Source organism: Melaminivora jejuensis (assembly GCF_017811175.1).
GTDB lineage: Bacteria > Pseudomonadota > Gammaproteobacteria > Burkholderiales > Burkholderiaceae_C > Melaminivora > Melaminivora jejuensis.
Window position 1 is genome coordinate 1,494,147 of sequence record NZ_JACWIJ010000002.1, and the last position, 14,002, is coordinate 1,508,148.

Annotated in this window: 14 protein-coding genes and 2 riboswitches; of the genes, 10 read left to right on the forward strand and 4 right to left on the reverse strand. The window is 67.4% G+C overall.

What is annotated here, in order from left to right; genetic code table 11:
• Nucleotide 1 precedes the first annotated feature (1 nt).
• Nucleotides 2-958, forward strand: coding sequence for a CAF17-like 4Fe-4S cluster assembly/insertion protein YgfZ (gene ygfZ, locus IDM45_RS07195; RefSeq protein WP_209422238.1), 957 nt, complete (start codon nucleotides 2-4; stop codon nucleotides 956-958).
• A gap of 75 nt (nucleotides 959-1,033) precedes the next feature.
• Here the strand turns inward: ygfZ and IDM45_RS07200 are convergent, their stop codons facing one another.
• Both IDM45_RS07200 and IDM45_RS07205 read right to left on the reverse strand, forming a co-directional pair.
• Entirely contained in the window at nucleotides 1,034-2,770 is a 1,737-nt protein-coding gene (locus tag IDM45_RS07200) for a phosphoethanolamine transferase (RefSeq protein ID WP_209422239.1), read from the reverse strand.
• Between the two features lie 60 nt (nucleotides 2,771-2,830).
• A complete protein-coding gene (locus tag IDM45_RS07205; RefSeq protein ID WP_209422240.1) occupies nucleotides 2,831-3,553 on the reverse strand; it encodes a phosphatase PAP2 family protein in 723 nt (240 codons plus the stop codon).
• Between the two features lie 119 nt (nucleotides 3,554-3,672).
• On the opposite strand from IDM45_RS07205, the gene IDM45_RS07210 reads away from it, so the two are divergent.
• Both IDM45_RS07210 and IDM45_RS07215 read left to right on the forward strand, forming a co-directional pair.
• Nucleotides 3,673-4,347, forward strand: a complete 675-nt coding sequence (locus IDM45_RS07210; protein ID WP_209422241.1) for a response regulator — start codon at nucleotides 3,673-3,675, stop codon at nucleotides 4,345-4,347.
• Between the two features lie 32 nt (nucleotides 4,348-4,379).
• Nucleotides 4,380-5,765 (forward strand): sensor histidine kinase, encoded by a 1,386-nt coding sequence (locus IDM45_RS07215; RefSeq protein WP_209422242.1) that lies wholly within the window; start codon nucleotides 4,380-4,382, stop codon nucleotides 5,763-5,765.
• Here IDM45_RS07215 and IDM45_RS07220 read toward each other — a convergent pair.
• Nucleotides 5,758-6,177: an acyl-CoA thioesterase gene (locus IDM45_RS07220; RefSeq protein WP_209422243.1), complete on the reverse strand. Its 420-nt coding sequence runs from the start codon at nucleotides 6,175-6,177 to the stop codon at nucleotides 5,758-5,760. The genes IDM45_RS07215 and IDM45_RS07220 overlap by 8 nt on opposite strands.
• Nucleotides 6,178-6,355: 178 nt before the next feature.
• On the opposite strand from IDM45_RS07220, the gene IDM45_RS07225 reads away from it, so the two are divergent.
• From IDM45_RS07225 to IDM45_RS07250, 6 genes are all read left to right on the forward strand, one after another.
• Nucleotides 6,356-8,062: an electron transfer flavoprotein-ubiquinone oxidoreductase gene (locus tag IDM45_RS07225; RefSeq protein ID WP_209422244.1), complete on the forward strand. Its 1,707-nt coding sequence runs from the start codon at nucleotides 6,356-6,358 to the stop codon at nucleotides 8,060-8,062.
• Nucleotides 8,063-8,170: 108 nt separating this feature from the next.
• Entirely contained in the window at nucleotides 8,171-9,142 is a 972-nt protein-coding gene (locus tag IDM45_RS07230) for an ABC transporter substrate-binding protein (RefSeq protein WP_209422245.1), read from the forward strand.
• A 97-nt stretch (nucleotides 9,143-9,239) separates the two neighbouring features.
• Nucleotides 9,240-10,148: an ABC transporter permease gene (locus tag IDM45_RS07235; RefSeq protein ID WP_209422246.1), complete on the forward strand. Its 909-nt coding sequence runs from the start codon at nucleotides 9,240-9,242 to the stop codon at nucleotides 10,146-10,148.
• A gap of 19 nt (nucleotides 10,149-10,167) precedes the next feature.
• On the forward strand, nucleotides 10,168-10,962 hold the full coding sequence (locus IDM45_RS07240) for an ABC transporter ATP-binding protein (protein ID WP_209422247.1): 795 nt from the start codon (nucleotides 10,168-10,170) through the stop codon (nucleotides 10,960-10,962).
• Nucleotides 10,963-10,984: 22 nt separating this feature from the next.
• Nucleotides 10,985-11,512, forward strand: a complete 528-nt coding sequence (locus IDM45_RS07245; RefSeq protein WP_209422248.1) for an AAA family ATPase — start codon at nucleotides 10,985-10,987, stop codon at nucleotides 11,510-11,512.
• Nucleotides 11,509-11,706: a hypothetical protein gene (locus IDM45_RS07250; RefSeq protein ID WP_209422249.1), complete on the forward strand. Its 198-nt coding sequence runs from the start codon at nucleotides 11,509-11,511 to the stop codon at nucleotides 11,704-11,706. The genes IDM45_RS07245 and IDM45_RS07250 overlap by 4 nt, the downstream gene beginning before the upstream one ends.
• A gap of 39 nt (nucleotides 11,707-11,745) precedes the next feature.
• Here IDM45_RS07250 and IDM45_RS07255 read toward each other — a convergent pair whose 3' ends face one another.
• On the reverse strand, nucleotides 11,746-12,201 hold the full coding sequence (locus IDM45_RS07255; RefSeq protein WP_209422250.1) for an Lrp/AsnC family transcriptional regulator: 456 nt from the start codon (nucleotides 12,199-12,201) through the stop codon (nucleotides 11,746-11,748).
• A gap of 281 nt (nucleotides 12,202-12,482) precedes the next feature.
• Nucleotides 12,483-12,572: riboswitch (glycine riboswitch) on the forward strand.
• Nucleotides 12,573-12,587: 15 nt separating this feature from the next.
• A riboswitch (glycine riboswitch) is annotated at nucleotides 12,588-12,707 on the forward strand.
• A gap of 56 nt (nucleotides 12,708-12,763) precedes the next feature.
• Between IDM45_RS07255 and gcvT the strand changes: the two genes are divergently transcribed.
• Nucleotides 12,764-13,903, forward strand: coding sequence for a glycine cleavage system aminomethyltransferase GcvT (gcvT, locus tag IDM45_RS07260; protein ID WP_209422251.1), 1,140 nt, complete (start codon nucleotides 12,764-12,766; stop codon nucleotides 13,901-13,903).
• The last annotated feature ends 99 nt before the right edge of the window (nucleotides 13,904-14,002 follow it).

Genomic DNA, 14,002 nt, shown 5'->3' on the forward strand with positions numbered 1-14,002 from the left:
CATGATCGACCCACAGACCCACCATCCCGCCCCGACAGCCGCCGCAGCAGCACCGCTGGAAGGCGTCGCTCCCCTGCTCCATCTGGGCGTAATCCGCGTCGCCGGAGAGGACGCGGCCAGCTTTCTGCACAGCCAGCTGAGCCAGGATTTCGCGCTGCTGGACTTGCAGCACGCCCGCTTGGCGGCCCTGCTCACGCCCAAGGGGCGCATGTTGGCCAGCTTCATCGGCTTCAGGCGCAGCGACGCCGAAGTGCTGCTGGTGTGCTCGCGCGACCTGCTGGCGCCCACGCTCAAGCGCCTGTCCATGTTCGTGCTGCGTGCCAAGGCCAGGATCAGCGACGCCACGGCAGAGTTCCAACTGCACGGCCTGGCCGGTACCGCCGCCCGCCAGCTGCTGCCTGCCGACGCACCGCCCTGGACGCTGGTGCAGCACGGTGCGGCCAGCGTGGTGGCGCTGTATCCGGCGGACGGCCAGCCGCGCGCGCTGTGGCTGGCGCCGCTGGATGCGCCAGCGCCACAGGGAGCAGCGCTTGCAGCCGAGCCATGGCTGTGGGGCGAGGTGCGCGCTGGCGTAGCGACCTTGAGCGCACCGGTGGCCGAAGCCTTCGTGCCGCAGATGCTCAATTACGAGTCCATCGGCGGGGTCAACTTCAAGAAGGGCTGCTACCCCGGCCAGGAGGTGGTGGCGCGCAGCCAGTTTCGCGGCACGCTCAAGCGCCGCACCTATCTGGTGCATGTGCCAGCGGCGGCGCAGGCACTGGCCGCCGGCACCGAGGTCTTTGCCGCAGACGATGCCGAGCAGCCCGTGGGGCTGGTCGTGCAGTCGGCTGTCAGCCCGGTCGGGGGCGTCAATGCCCTGATCTCCATGCAAATTGCGGCTGCGAGCCAATCACTGCAGGCAGAGGGCCTGCCGCTGATCATTCAGCCTCTGCCCTACGCGCTGCTGGAGGACATCTGACTGCGGTCAGCTGCGGCCTCAGCCGCCGACGCCATCCGCCATGAAGGGCGCCTGCAGCTGCAAAATCTTGAGTCGTCACTCCGACCGTCGGCAGTCGGCCAGCATATCCAGCCCCGGTCGGTAGCTGGGCGAGCGCACGTCCAGCACGCCCAGCATGGTGTGATACAGGCTGTCGTGCGTTAGCGGGGTATCCAGGCCGGCGCGCAGGCAGTCCGTCGATAGCTGTTGGCGCTGCTGCAGCCGCGCATCCAGCCAGGCGATCAGGGGCACGTGCTTTTGCACGTCCGGCGCCATGCCGTAGGGCAGACCGTGCAGGAATAGGCCGTACTCACCCAGGGATTCGCCGTGGTCGCTCACATACAGCAGGCCGCTGTCGTATTCGCTCGAACGCGCCCGCAGCCAGTCGATAGTGCGCACTAGGAAGGCGTCGGTGGCAGCAATGCTGTTGTCATAGGCATTGACCAGCTCGCCGTGGGCGCAGTCGGCCAGCACCTCGGTGCGGCATTCCGGGACAAAGCGCTTGTCCCCGGCCGCCGAACGCTTGTAGTAGGCCGGGCCGTGGCTGCCCATCTGGTGCAGCACCAGCAGCACGCCCCGCTCGCGCTGCTGCGCCGGGATGGCGGCCAGGCGCTCGTCCAGATTGGTCAGCAGCGCCATGTCGCGGCATTCGCCGCTGGCGTCGCACCACTGGCGGCGCTGCTCGGGTGTCAGGCCGTCGGCAGCCTGGGCGTGCGGCACGCGCTCGCACACGCCCTTGCAGCCCGACTGGTTGTCCAGCCACAGCACGGCCATGCCGGCGGCCTGCACGACATCGAGCAGGTTTTCATATTCGCCCTTGCGCGCCTCGAATCTTTCCTTGCCCAGCGGCGAGAACATGCACGGCAGCGAGGCCAGCGTGCTGGTGCCGCACGAGTACACGTTGCGCCACGACAGCACGCCCTGCTGCGCGGCCAGCTGCGGTGTGGTGTCGCGGGCATAGCCGTTGAGGGCAAAGTGGTCGGCGCGCGCCGTCTCGCCCACCACCAGCACGAACAGCTGGGGCCGGGCACCAGCCGCGTGCGTGGCGCCCAGGGCCGCGCCAGCGCTCATGGGCACTAGCGCCTGGCTGCGCGCAAAGGCCGGGCGCATGGCGGCCACCGCCGTCGAGTACAGGCTGGCCAATGGATTGAGCTGATAGCGCAGCTGCGGGTGGTTGCGCATCAGCGGCGCCAGCTCGCGCGAACCCATGGCCACCGTCGCCGTGGCAATCGCCAGCGCCAGCGCCAGCATGACCAGGTTGCGGCCCACCTGGCGCAGCGTCCCCATGGGCGGAATACGCACGCGCAGCAGCCACCAGGTCGGCAGCGCCAGCACGGCGGCTACGGCCAGCAGCAGGCGCAGGCCCAGCAGGTCGGCCACCTCGCGCGCATCGGTCTGCAGCACATTGGCAGCCATGCCCGGATCCATGACCACGCTGTAGGTCAGCATGTAGTGCTGCGCCAGCGCCGCCACGGCGGCCACCAGCCACCACACCAGGCGCATGCCGCGTGTCCAGGCGGTGCAGGCCAGGATGGCCACCATGCCGCACACCAGCAGCACCGCCAAGGCCAGCGCCGAACGCAGATACAGGCTGGGCGCGCCGCCGATGCGCGCCAGCTGCAGCCACAGCGGCACGTTGGCCGTCAGCAGCAGGTACAGCGACAGGCGCAGCACGATCTGCTGCGGGTTCAGGGGCTGGGCCAGCCAGGCGTCGAAGGACTGCAGCCAGCCAGGCGCGCCCCGGGAGCGCAGCCCGGACTGTGGCTCGCCAGTGTCAGGGGAAGGTATGTGCATGAAAACAGCCATGGCCGCGCATAGTGGGCACGCTGCCTGAAGCGCGGCTGAAGGGCGTGTTCAGGTTTTGTTCAGGCTTGCTAGCGACGCAGGCACCCGGGCCACGCCAGCCGGCAGGCAGCGCCTGAGGCCCTCGATGGCCAGGCCCAGCGTCCAGCAAATCCATGCCGTCCACAGGGTATGGCTCATGAAATGCGCGCCACGCATCTGCTGCGCCAGGCCCAGCACGGCACCGGCCAGCAAAGCCGCCACCAGCCAGCGCCGGGCCACTTCCGGGGCCAGGCTGCGGCGCAGCACACACCAGCCAGTCAGATAGGCCAACGCTGCCGAGGCGTGCCCAGCCGGGAAGCAATGCCCCGGCCCGGCGTCGCGCACACCCCACAGCCAGTGCGAGAAATGGGGCAGCGTCCCGCCGAACTGCGCCAGATCCCAGGGGCAACTGGTGCTGCTGACGCGCTTGAGCAGCGTGATGGCTGCCATGCCCAGGGCAATGGACAAGGCCAGTTGCCAGCGATCGGGCGATGCCAGCGCCCGCAGAAAGCCCCAGGGCCACACGGCACCGATGAACAGCGCCAGCAGCAGTGCGCTGCTGAACCAGCGCGGCAAGGTGTGCAGCAACAAGACGAAAGTCGGCTGATCGCGCCAGGCGAAGCCCTGCGCCGTGCCGAACAGGCGGGCCAGCGGCAAATCCAGCCCCGAGGCATCCCAGGCCAGCAGCAGGGTGAAGAGCAGCAGGGTGAGCGCACCCAGCCGGCGCAGAGGTGTAGAAGAAAGGACAGACATGGGCGCGCAGCGTAGGCAGTGCGGCTGAACGTCCGCTGAACGTCTGCGAGCATTTCGAGCCGCCTGCAGCACCCTACACTTTCCAGCCCATTTGCATCAAAGCCCGAGGACTGCCGCCCATGCGAATCCTGCTGGTGGAAGACGACAGCGCCCTGCGCGAAGCCGTATGTGGCTACCTGCGCGCCAAGGCTTTCGTGGTGGACGCTGCGCCCACCCTGGCCCAGGCCAGCGCCGCCCTGCACGCCGCCCAGTACGCTGCCGTGCTGCTCGATCTGCACCTGCCCGATGGTGATGGTTTGGCGCTGCTGCGCGAGGTGCGCGCGCTGCGCGAGTGCCCCAGCGTGATCGTCCTGACGGCGCGCGACCAGGTCAGCGACCGCATCCACGGCCTGGACGCAGGTGCCGACGACTATCTGGTCAAGCCCTACGACCCCGGCGAGTTGCTGGCGCGCCTGCGCGCCGTGGAGCGCCGCCGCACCAGTGCCAGCCAGCCCGTGCTGGAGTTGGGCGAGCTGCAGATCGACCTGGCACGCGAACAAGTGCGCCGCGCCGGCGTACCGGTGGCGCTGACGCAAAAGGAATGGGCGCTGCTGCGCGTGCTGGCCACGCGCACCCAGCACATCCACACCCGCGAAAGCCTGCAGGATGCCCTGTACGGCTGGGGCGACGAGTCCGACAGCAACACGCTGGAAGTCTTCATCAGCCGCCTGCGCAAAAAGCTCGGGCGCGAGCGCATCGAGACCGTGCGTGGCCTGGGCTATCGGCTGACGCCAGCTCCTGGCGCGGGCGCGTGAATCGGAACCCGTCTGAACCCACCCTCCATCGGATGAACTCCGCCCAGGAATCGCTGCCGCCCCGTGCCGAAACCCTGGCTGGTCGGCTGGCGCGCACCCTCATCGTCTGGGTGGGCGGCGTCTGGCTGGCCTGCGTGCTGGCCGTGGTCTGGTATGTCGATAGTGAGATCAATCACAACTTCGACAGCGAACTGGTGGAGGTCTCGCATCGCCTGTTCGACATCGCCCTGGATCGCCTGGATGCGGCCCCGGCACAGCCGGGCACAGCGCCCCTGACCATTGCCGCTCCCGTCACCTTTGCCGAATCCGACGTGCCCTATCAGCTCGTCAGTCTGGATGCGCGCGTGCTGGCGCGCTCGGCCAGCGCTAGCGCCGCACAGTTTGACGTGCCGCTGGCACCCGGCTTTGCCCAGGCCGGCGGCTGGCGCGTGTACACGCTGCGCCATCCGGCGCGCGAGGTCTTCTTGCAGGTGGCCGATCCGCTGGACGAGCGCCGCGAAACCCTCAACCGCACGCTGATCGGGCTGCTGGTGCCCCTGGTGGCCGTGCTGCCGCTGCTGGCCTGGCTGCTGCGACGCATCGCCCGGCGCGAGCTGCGTGTGCTAGACGTCCTGGCGCACGAGATCAGCCTGCGCGACGGCCAACTGCTGCAACCTATCGAGCTGCCCGCCCTGCCGCGCGAATTGCGCGGCGTGGAAGACCATGTCAACCGTCTGCTGGAGCGCCTGTCTCAGGCGCTCGACGTGGAGCGCGCCCTGGCTGCCAATGCCGCGCACGAACTGCGTACACCCCTGGCGGCGGCCCGGCTGCGGCTGCAGACTGCCCTGGAGCATGGTCTGGCGCGCAGCGACGTGCAGGCCGCACTGACGGCGCTGCAGACGCTGGCCCAGCGCACAGAAAAGCTGCTGCAGCTGTCGCGCGCCGAATCCAGCGCCCCGCTGGCACGCGAACCGGTCGATTTGGCCCAGCTGGCCGAAGCCGTGGCGCAGGAGTTCTGGCAGGACGACCGTGTGGTCGATCGGCTGGAGCTGACGCTGGCGGTGGCGCCGCAAGACGCCCCGCTGTGCGTGCCGGGCGACTTCGATGCCCTGGCCATCGCCCTGCGCAATCTGGTGGAAAACGCCCTGCACTACAGCGCGGGCAGCAGCGTGGAGATCGTCGCCGGCCCGGGCACCACGCTGGCGGTGCGCGACCACGGCCCTGGCGTGCCGCCCGAGCGGCTGGCGAGACTGCAGCAGCGCCATGTGCGCCACAGTGCCAGCCGGGCCGGCTATGGCCTGGGCCTGTCGATCGCCAGCACCATTGCACACAAGCACGGGGCAAGGCTGCGGCTGTCCTCACCGCCGCCCGGGCTGGCGCACGGCTTCGAAGCACGACTGGAGCTGCCCGCCCTGCCGGCGCCGTCCGCCTTCAACTGACGATGGCGCGCATCCAGTCCGGCAGAGCCACGGCCTTTTGCTGCGGGAAGTCCACCCAGATGGTGGTGGCGCCGCCTTCGGCATAGATCACGCCGGGCTGGTCTTCACGCTCGATGGTGATCCAGGTCTCGAAGGTGGTGCGCGCCGGGTCGCTCACATAGAGCTTCAGCAGCAGCCGCGCCGGATACTCGATCTGGCGCAGGAAGCTGCAAAAAGCGTTCACGATGACCGGCCCCTGGCCCTGGGGCTGGGGATTGGCCCCTACAGCCGTCATCCAGTCGATGCGGATGCTCTCCAGGTAACGAAAGTACATGGCGTTGTTGACATGGCCCATGGCGTCCATGTCGCCCCAGCGCACGTCCAAGTGCATCTGGTGTACCAGCTTCTTGTGTTCAGGCAGAGAGATTTTCATGGGGGCGATTCTGACCCGCGCCGCCAGGTGGGCGCTGTCGCCTGTGCTGTCCCCTGCCAGGCACGGAATTGAACGACCGTGCGTTTTTATTGTTGCCGGATGCATACAATCGTCCGCCATCGCCGGCCCGCAGCGCGCCGCCTTCGCTTTTTCCACCATCCCGCATACGAGACAACCCATGACGAACGAAGAGATCCTGCAGCAGTACGGCCCGCGCGAGGCCATGGAATACGACGTGGTGATCGTCGGCGGCGGCCCGGGCGGCCTGGCTACGGCGATTCGCCTCAAGCAGATGGCCGAGGCCAATGGCCAGGACATCTCGGTGGTGGTGCTGGAAAAAGGCTCGGAGCCGGGCGCGCACATCCTGTCGGGCGCCATCATGGATCCCAAGGCGCTGACCGAGCTGATCCCCGACTGGAAGGCCAAGGGCGCGCCGCTGAACCAGCCCGTCTCCGACGACGCGATGGTCTTCCTGGGCGAGAAGGGTTCATTTCGCACGCCCAACTTCCTGCTGCCCCAGTGCTTCCAGAACCACGGCAACTACGTGGTGGCCCTGGGCAACGTGGTGCGCTGGATGGCCGAGCAGGCCGAGGCGCTCGGGGTCGAGATCTTCCCCGGCTTTGCCGCTGCCGAGGTCATCTACCACGACGACGGCTCGGTCAAGGGCGTGGCCACGGGCAACATGGGCCTCGACAAGGAGGGCCAGCCCACGGACGAATTCCAGCTGGGCATGGAGCTGCACGGCAAGTACACCATCTTTGCGGAAGGCGCGCGCGGCCACCTGGGCAAACAGCTGATCGCCCGCTACAGGCTCGACGAGGGACGCGACCCGCAGGCCTACGGCATCGGCGTCAAGGAGCTGTGGGAGATCGACCCCAAGCGCCACCAGCCAGGCTTCGTGCTGCACACCGCCGGCTGGCCACTGGCCAGCGACACCTATGGCGGCGGCTTCCTCTACCACCTGGAGGACAACAAGGTCACGCTGGGCTTCATCACCGGTCTGGACTATGCCAACCCCTACCTCAGCCCGTTCGAGGAGATGCAGCGCTGGAAGCTACACCCCAACATCCGCTGGTACCTGGAGGGCGACGAGGCCAAGGGCATCAAGCCGGCCAAGCGCCTGGGCTACGGCGCGCGCGCCATCGTCGCCGGTGGCCTGCTGAGCCTGCCCAAGTTCGTCTTCCCCGGCGGTGCGCTGGTGGGCTGCGACGCTGGCTTTCTGAACGCCAGCCGCATCAAGGGCAGCCATGCCGCCATCAAGACCGGCATGATGGCCGCCGAGGCGGCCTATGACGCCGTAGTGGCAGGCCGCCAGGGCGACGAGCTGACGGCCTACCCAAAGGCCTTCGAGGCCAGCTGGCTGCACGAGGAGCTGAACAAGGCGCGCAACTTCAAGTCCTGGTTCAAGAAGGGCCTGACCACGGCCACGCTGATGAACGGCATCGAGCAATTCGTGCTCAAGGGCCACATCCCCTGGACGCTGCACCGCGACACGCCAGACCACGCCACGCTCAAGCCCGCTGCCGAGTGCCAGCCCATCGTCTATCCCAAGCCCGATGGCAAGCTGACGTTCGACCGCCTGTCCAGCGTGTTCGTGAGCAACACCAACCACGCCGAAAACCAGCCCGCGCACCTGAAGCTGAAAGATGCCAAGGTGCCCACCGAGATCAACCTGCCCCGCTATGCCGGCCCCGAGAGCCGCTATTGCCCGGCAGGCGTCTATGAGTTCGTGCCCGACGAGGCCAAGGGCGGCAATGCCCAGCGCCTGCAGATCAACGCGCAGAACTGCGTGCACTGCAAGACCTGCGACATCAAGGATCCGACGCAGAACATCGTCTGGGTCACACCCGAGGGTGGGGGCGGCCCTAATTACACCGGCATGTGATTTGGCGCAACAATCGCGCGCTTTACTGCAAGGCCGGCAAGTGGTTCCACGCCGGCCCTATACAACAAGCAAGAGAACCCAAGCTCGTCAACTGGAGATAGATAGCACATGAAAAGCCTGTCCTGGGCGCCCCTGAGCGCATTGGCCCTGGCCGCCGCAGCCCTCGCGCCTGCCGCACACGCCGCCGACACCAAATCCGTGGCCGTGACGGCCATCGTCGAACACCCGGCGCTCGATGCGGTGCGCGATGGCGTCAAGGACGCCCTTAAGGCTGCCGGCTACGAGGAGGGCAAGAACCTCAAGTGGCAATACCAGAGCGCCCAGGGCAACACCGGCACGGCCGCGCAGATCGCGCGCAAGTTCGTCGGCGACAAGCCGGATGCCATCGTCGCCATTGCCACCCCATCGGCACAGGCCGTCGTGGCCGCCACCAAGAGCGTGCCGGTGGTGTTTTCCGCCGTGACCGACCCGGTGGCCGCCAAGTTGGTGGCCAGCTGGGAGCCGTCCAAGAACAACGTGACCGGCGTGTCCGACCTGCTGGCGCTGGACAAGCAGCTTGAGCTGATCAAGCAGGTGGTGCCCAATGCCAAGCGCGTGGGCATGGTCTACAACCCGGGCGAGGCCAACTCGGTGGTCGTGGTCAAGGAGATGAAGGAGCTGCTGGCCAAGAATGGCATGACGCTGGTCGAGGCCTCGGCGCCGCGCTCGGTGGACGTGGGCAGCGCCGCGCGCAGCCTGATCGGCAAGGCCGACGTGATCTACACCAACACCGACAACAACGTGGTCTCGGCCTACGAGGCGCTGGTGAAAGTCGGCCAGGAAGCCAAGCTGCCGCTGGTGGCCTCGGACACCGACAGCGTCAAGCGCGGCGCCATCGCCGCCTTAGGCATCAACTACCGCGACCTGGGCGAGCAAACTGGCCGTGTGGTGGTGCGCATCCTCAAGGGCGAACAGCCCGGCGACATCAAGCCAGAAGTCAGCACCAAGATGGAGCTGTTCGTGAACCCTGGCGCTGCCGAAAAGCAGGGCGTCAAGCTGTCCGACGCGCTGGTCAAGTCGGCCGCGCAAGTCATCCAGTAAGGCACGGCCCTGAAGCCCCGGAGTCCTTAAGCTCCACCACCACGCAGGAGCCCTGAAGCCGGGGCTCCTGTTTTTTGTTGACCTTTCCCCTCCTGCCATGTCCCTGTTCTCCCTGCTTGGCGCGGTCGAGATCGGCCTGATCTTCAGTCTGGTTGCTCTGGGCGTCTTCATTTCGTTCCGGTTGCTGCGCTTTCCCGACCTGACGGTGGACGGCAGTTTTCCGCTGGGCGGCGCGGTGTGCGCCGTGCTGATCGCCAGCGGCGCCAACCCCTTCGTGGCCACCGTGGCCGCTGCCGCTGCCGGCGCCATCGCCGGCCTGGTCACCGGCTGGCTGAACGTGCGCCTGAAGATCATGGATCTGCTGGCCTCCATCCTGATGATGATCGCGCTGTACTCGGTCAATCTGCGCATCATGGGTGGGCCCAACATCCCGCTGATCAACGATCCCACGGTCTTCACCCTGCTGCAGCCCGAGGGGCTGGAGGACTACTGGTGGCGCCCGCTGTTGCTGCTGGTCATCGTGATTGCCGCCAAGCTGGCCATGGACTGGTTCTTCGCCACCGAGCGCGGCCTGGCCATTCGCGCCACCGGCTCCAACGCCCGCATGGCGCGCGCCCAGGGCATCAACACCGGCGCCATGGTGCTGCTGGGCATGGCCGTGTCCAACGCCCTGGTCGGCGTGGCCGGCGCGCTGTTTGCCCAGACCCAGGGCGGCTCGGACATCTCCATGGGCATAGGCACCATCGTCATCGGCCTGGCTGCCGTGATCGTGGGCGAGTCCATCCTGCCTTCGCGGCGCATTGTCTATGCCACGCTGGCCGTCATCATCGGCGCTATCGTCTATCGCTTCTTCATCGCCGCCGCGCTCAACAGCGACTTCATCGGCCTCAAGGCGCAGGACTTGAACCTGGTCACCGCCGTGCTGGTGACGATTGCCCTGGTCATCCCGCAAATCAAGCGCCGCCTGCGCAGCAAGCGCCTGGCCGACACCCCCAAGAGCCTGTGACCGCCGGGAGACAAGCACCATGCTGAGCGCACAAGACCTGCACATCACCTTCAACCCCGGCACGCCCATCGAGACACGCGCGCTGCGCGGCATGTCGCTGGACATCCCCGCCGGGCAGTTCGTCACTGTCATCGGCTCCAACGGCGCGGGCAAATCGACCTTTTTGAATGCCATCTCGGGCGATCTGCCGGTGGACATGGGCCGCATCGCCATCGACGGCCTGGACGTGACGCACCGCCCGGTGTGGGAGCGCGCCGAGCGCGTGGCGCGCGTCTTTCAAGACCCGATGGCCGGCACTTGCGAAGACCTGACCATCGAGGAGAACATGGCGCTGGCCCAGCAGCGCGGCACGCGCCGCAGCCTGCGCGGCGCCGTCAAGGCCGCCGAGCGCGCCATGTTCCGCGAACGCCTGGCCACGCTGGGCCTGGGGCTGGAAAACCGCCTCACCGACCGCATCGGCCTGCTCTCGGGCGGCCAGCGCCAGGCCGTGAGCCTGCTCATGGCGGCGCTGCAACCGTCGCGCATCCTGCTGCTGGACGAGCACACCGCGGCGCTCGACCCGCGCACGGCGGATTTTGTGCTGCAGCTCACCGCGCGCATCGTGGCCGAGAACAAGCTGACCACCATGATGGTCACGCACAGCATGCGCCAGGCGCTGGACGTGGGCCAGCGCACCGTCATGCTGCACCAGGGCCAGGTCGTGCTGGACATCTCGGGCGAGGCCCGCGCGCGCACCGACGTGCCCGACCTGCTGCAGATGTTCGAGCGCGTGCGCGGGGAGAAGCTCGCGGACGACGCGCTGCTGCTGGGCTAGGGCCTGGCACGCAGGCACAGACATGGCGCAGCCCGTCAAGAAAGTCATCGTGATCGCCGGCCCCAATGGGGCTGGCAAAACGACTTTTGCACGGTCATTCCTGCCAGCGGAGGCGCAGCTGCCGCGCTTCATCAATGCCGATCTGATTGCAGCGGGCCTCGCCCCATTCGCACCGGAGACGGCAGCGGTGAGAGCCGGGCGGCTGATGCTTCAGGAAATCGAACACTCAGTCCGGACGAACCAGAGTTTCGCCATCGAAACCACGCTGTCGGGCATGGGCTACCTGCGCCACATCGCCCAGTGGCGAGCCCAGAGCTATCGCGTCAGTCTGTTCTTCCTGAAACTGCCTGACACAGGCACCGCCATCGCACGCGTGGCCGAGCGTGTCCGCCAGGGTGGGCACGACATCCCTGCAGCCGTCATCCGGCGCCGCTTTGCTGCGGGTTGGCAGAACTTCGAGCGCTTTTACCGCGATGCGGTCGATGATTGGGCGGTATACGACAATTCAGGATCGACACCCGTTCTTTTGCAGTGGGGAGAAAATCCATGAACCCGCAAGACATCTCCAAGGCGCGCAATCCGGACTTGCGCGCATCGGTGCAGGCCATGCGGCGGGCCGCCGAGCTGGCGCGCCAGACCGCCCTGCAGACCGAAACCGCCATCGTGATCGTGCAGGACGGCAAACCCGTGCGCGTCACCGCCGACACGCTGCGAAAGCAGGCGCACAAAGCAGCGGCGAAGTAAGGCGGAGGCGGCGCCCATCATGCGCCATAACCCTCCTGCTCACGCTCCGAGGGGCAGATCAGCCCTCTTCAATGTCCGCAGCACAAAGCTCGAACGGCTGTGGCGGATGCCGCGGATCTTGTAGAGCTTCTCGCGCAGGAGCCGCTCGTAGTCGCGCGTGTCCTTGACCACCACGCGCAGCAGGTAGTCATAGTCGCCCGAGACCAGGTGCGCCTCGACCACCTCGGGAATGCTGGCCAGCACCTCGCCGAATTTTTCCAGCGTGTTGTCCGAGTGGCTGTCCAGCGTCACCATGACCAGCACCGTGTCGCCCAGGCCGAGCGCCAGCGGATCAAGCCGCACGGTGTAGCCCTGGATGACGCCGGCCTCCTCCATCTTCTTGATACGCCCCCAGCAGGGCGAGGGCGACAGGCCCACGGCGGCGCCGATCTCCTGCAGGCTGGCGCGCGCATCGCGCTGCAGGACGGAGAGGATTTTTCTATCGAGGCGATCCATGAAGCAAATTATTCATGAATTTCATTATTTGAAGAAAATTTTTCTATGAAGCGCATGAATTCATGGAAATTCGGCAAATCCATCCACGCGCCGGCGCGCATACTTCATCCCCATCAAGGCGCTCTTACCGGGGCGCAAGACATTGACCACAGCCCCGCCCGGTTACCGCCGGGTGGGGGCTTGGCAAAAAGCCTGTCCGGGGCTGTTGTCCGGCCTTGTCAACTGTGCGTTATCCCCGCCAGCCAAGAAGACTGGAAATCTGAGCGGCGGCACGCTTAGAATCCGCCGCGTCAGGAGAGAGTGCTGTATGCGGCACCGCCGAAGGCGCAGGCAGCAGCCGAACGCTCAGGCAAAAGGACTGACCAGGCGCGCGCAGGGATGCGGGCGTTTCCCTTGCTGGAGAGAGGCCGGACGCGCACGATTGAGCCGGCCCACCGAAGGAGCAAACCCCGGGGCCAGACCCTCAGCGGGTGAATCTCTCAGGTCAAGAGGACAGCCGGGCAAATACCGTGGCGCGCCGCAGGGCGGGCCGCACCACCATTTGCCTCGGAGCCTGTTCCGCATGACCACCGCCCCCGCCGCCGATTCGCTGCTCAAGACGCCGCTGCACGCCCTGCACCTGGAGCTGGGCGCACGCATGGTGCCCTTTGCCGGCTATTCCATGCCCGTGCAGTACGCGAGCGGCCTGCTGGCCGAGCACCAGCACACGCGCAAGCAGGCCGGCCTGTTCGACGTGTCGCACATGGGCCAGCTGCTGCTGGCCGGCCCGGATGCCGCCGCCGCGCTGGAGAGCCTGATGCCCGTCGATGTCATCGACCTGCCGGTGGGCCGCCAGCGCTATGGCCTGTTGCTCAACGATGCCGGCGGCGTGATCGACGACCTGATGTTCTTCAACCAGGGCGAGGGCATCCTGTTCCTGATCGTCAACGGCGCCTGCAAGGTGGGCGACATCGCCCATATCCGCGAGCGCATCGGCAGCCGCTGCGAAGTGCGCCCGCTGCCCGACCAGGCCCTGCTGGCGCTGCAGGGCCCGCAGGCCGCTGCCGCCCTGGCGCGGCTGGTGCCGGATGTGCAGCAACTGGTCTTCATGAGCGGCGCGCTGTTCGACTGGCAGGGCGTGCCGCTGTTCATCACGCGCAGCGGCTATACCGGCGAGGATGGCTTCGAGATTTCCGTGCCCGCCGCGAACGCCGAGGCACTGGCGCGCGCGCTGCTGGAGCAGCCCGAGGTCAAGCCCATAGGCCTGGGCGCGCGCAACTCGCTGCGGCTCGAAGCCGGCCTGTGCCTGTACGGCAACGACATCGACACCAGCACCACCCCGCCCGAGGCCGCGCTGGGCTGGGCCATCCAGAAGGTGCGCCGCACGGGCGGCGCGCGCGCCGGCGGCTTTCCGGGCGCCGACGTGGTGCTGGCACAACTCGACGACCCCAGCCGGCTGCAGCGCAAGCGCGTCGGCCTGCTGGCCAGCGAGCGCATCCCCGTGCGCGAGGGCAGCGAGCTGCAGGATGCCGACGGCCAGCCGATCGGCCAGGTCACCAGCGGCCTGCTCAGCCCGGTGCTCGACCAGCCCATTGCCCTGGGCTATGTGCAGCCGGCCCACGCCAAGGTCGGCACCGAGCTGTTTGCCATCGTGCGTGGCAAGCGCGTGCCCATGCGGGTAGCGCCCACGCCCTTTGTCGCACCGCGCTACCACCGGGGCTGAAAAGCTGCGCCCAGCGCCGCTACAGTGCCAGCGGACGCCGCACCGCGTCCGCCTGCGATCTGTTTTTCCTTTCCCTTCCCTTCTTCTTTTCTTTTCTGA

Bases quoted from the DNA above. Each gene is read 5' to 3' on its own strand.
- IDM45_RS07230 (WP_209422245.1), top strand. From the start codon at position 8,171: ATGAAAAGCCTGTCCTGGGCGCCCCTGAGCGCATTGGCCCTGGCCGCC.
- IDM45_RS07225 (WP_209422244.1), top strand. From the start codon at position 6,356: ATGACGAACGAAGAGATCCTGCAGCAGTACGGCCCGCGCGAGGCCATG.
- IDM45_RS07245 (WP_209422248.1), top strand. From the start codon at position 10,985: ATGGCGCAGCCCGTCAAGAAAGTCATCGTGATCGCCGGCCCCAATGGG.
- ygfZ (WP_209422238.1), top strand. From the start codon at position 2: ATGATCGACCCACAGACCCACCATCCCGCCCCGACAGCCGCCGCAGCA.
- IDM45_RS07235 (WP_209422246.1), top strand. From the start codon at position 9,240: ATGTCCCTGTTCTCCCTGCTTGGCGCGGTCGAGATCGGCCTGATCTTC.
- IDM45_RS07255 (WP_209422250.1), bottom strand. From the start codon at position 12,201: ATGGATCGCCTCGATAGAAAAATCCTCTCCGTCCTGCAGCGCGATGCG.
- gcvT (WP_209422251.1), top strand. From the start codon at position 12,764: ATGACCACCGCCCCCGCCGCCGATTCGCTGCTCAAGACGCCGCTGCAC.
- IDM45_RS07220 (WP_209422243.1), bottom strand. From the start codon at position 6,177: ATGAAAATCTCTCTGCCTGAACACAAGAAGCTGGTACACCAGATGCAC.
- IDM45_RS07200 (WP_209422239.1), bottom strand. From the start codon at position 2,770: ATGCACATACCTTCCCCTGACACTGGCGAGCCACAGTCCGGGCTGCGC.
- IDM45_RS07240 (WP_209422247.1), top strand. From the start codon at position 10,168: ATGCTGAGCGCACAAGACCTGCACATCACCTTCAACCCCGGCACGCCC.
- IDM45_RS07215 (WP_209422242.1), top strand. From the start codon at position 4,380: ATGAACTCCGCCCAGGAATCGCTGCCGCCCCGTGCCGAAACCCTGGCT.
- IDM45_RS07205 (WP_209422240.1), bottom strand. From the start codon at position 3,553: ATGTCTGTCCTTTCTTCTACACCTCTGCGCCGGCTGGGTGCGCTCACC.
- IDM45_RS07250 (WP_209422249.1), top strand. From the start codon at position 11,509: ATGAACCCGCAAGACATCTCCAAGGCGCGCAATCCGGACTTGCGCGCA.
- IDM45_RS07210 (WP_209422241.1), top strand. From the start codon at position 3,673: ATGCGAATCCTGCTGGTGGAAGACGACAGCGCCCTGCGCGAAGCCGTA.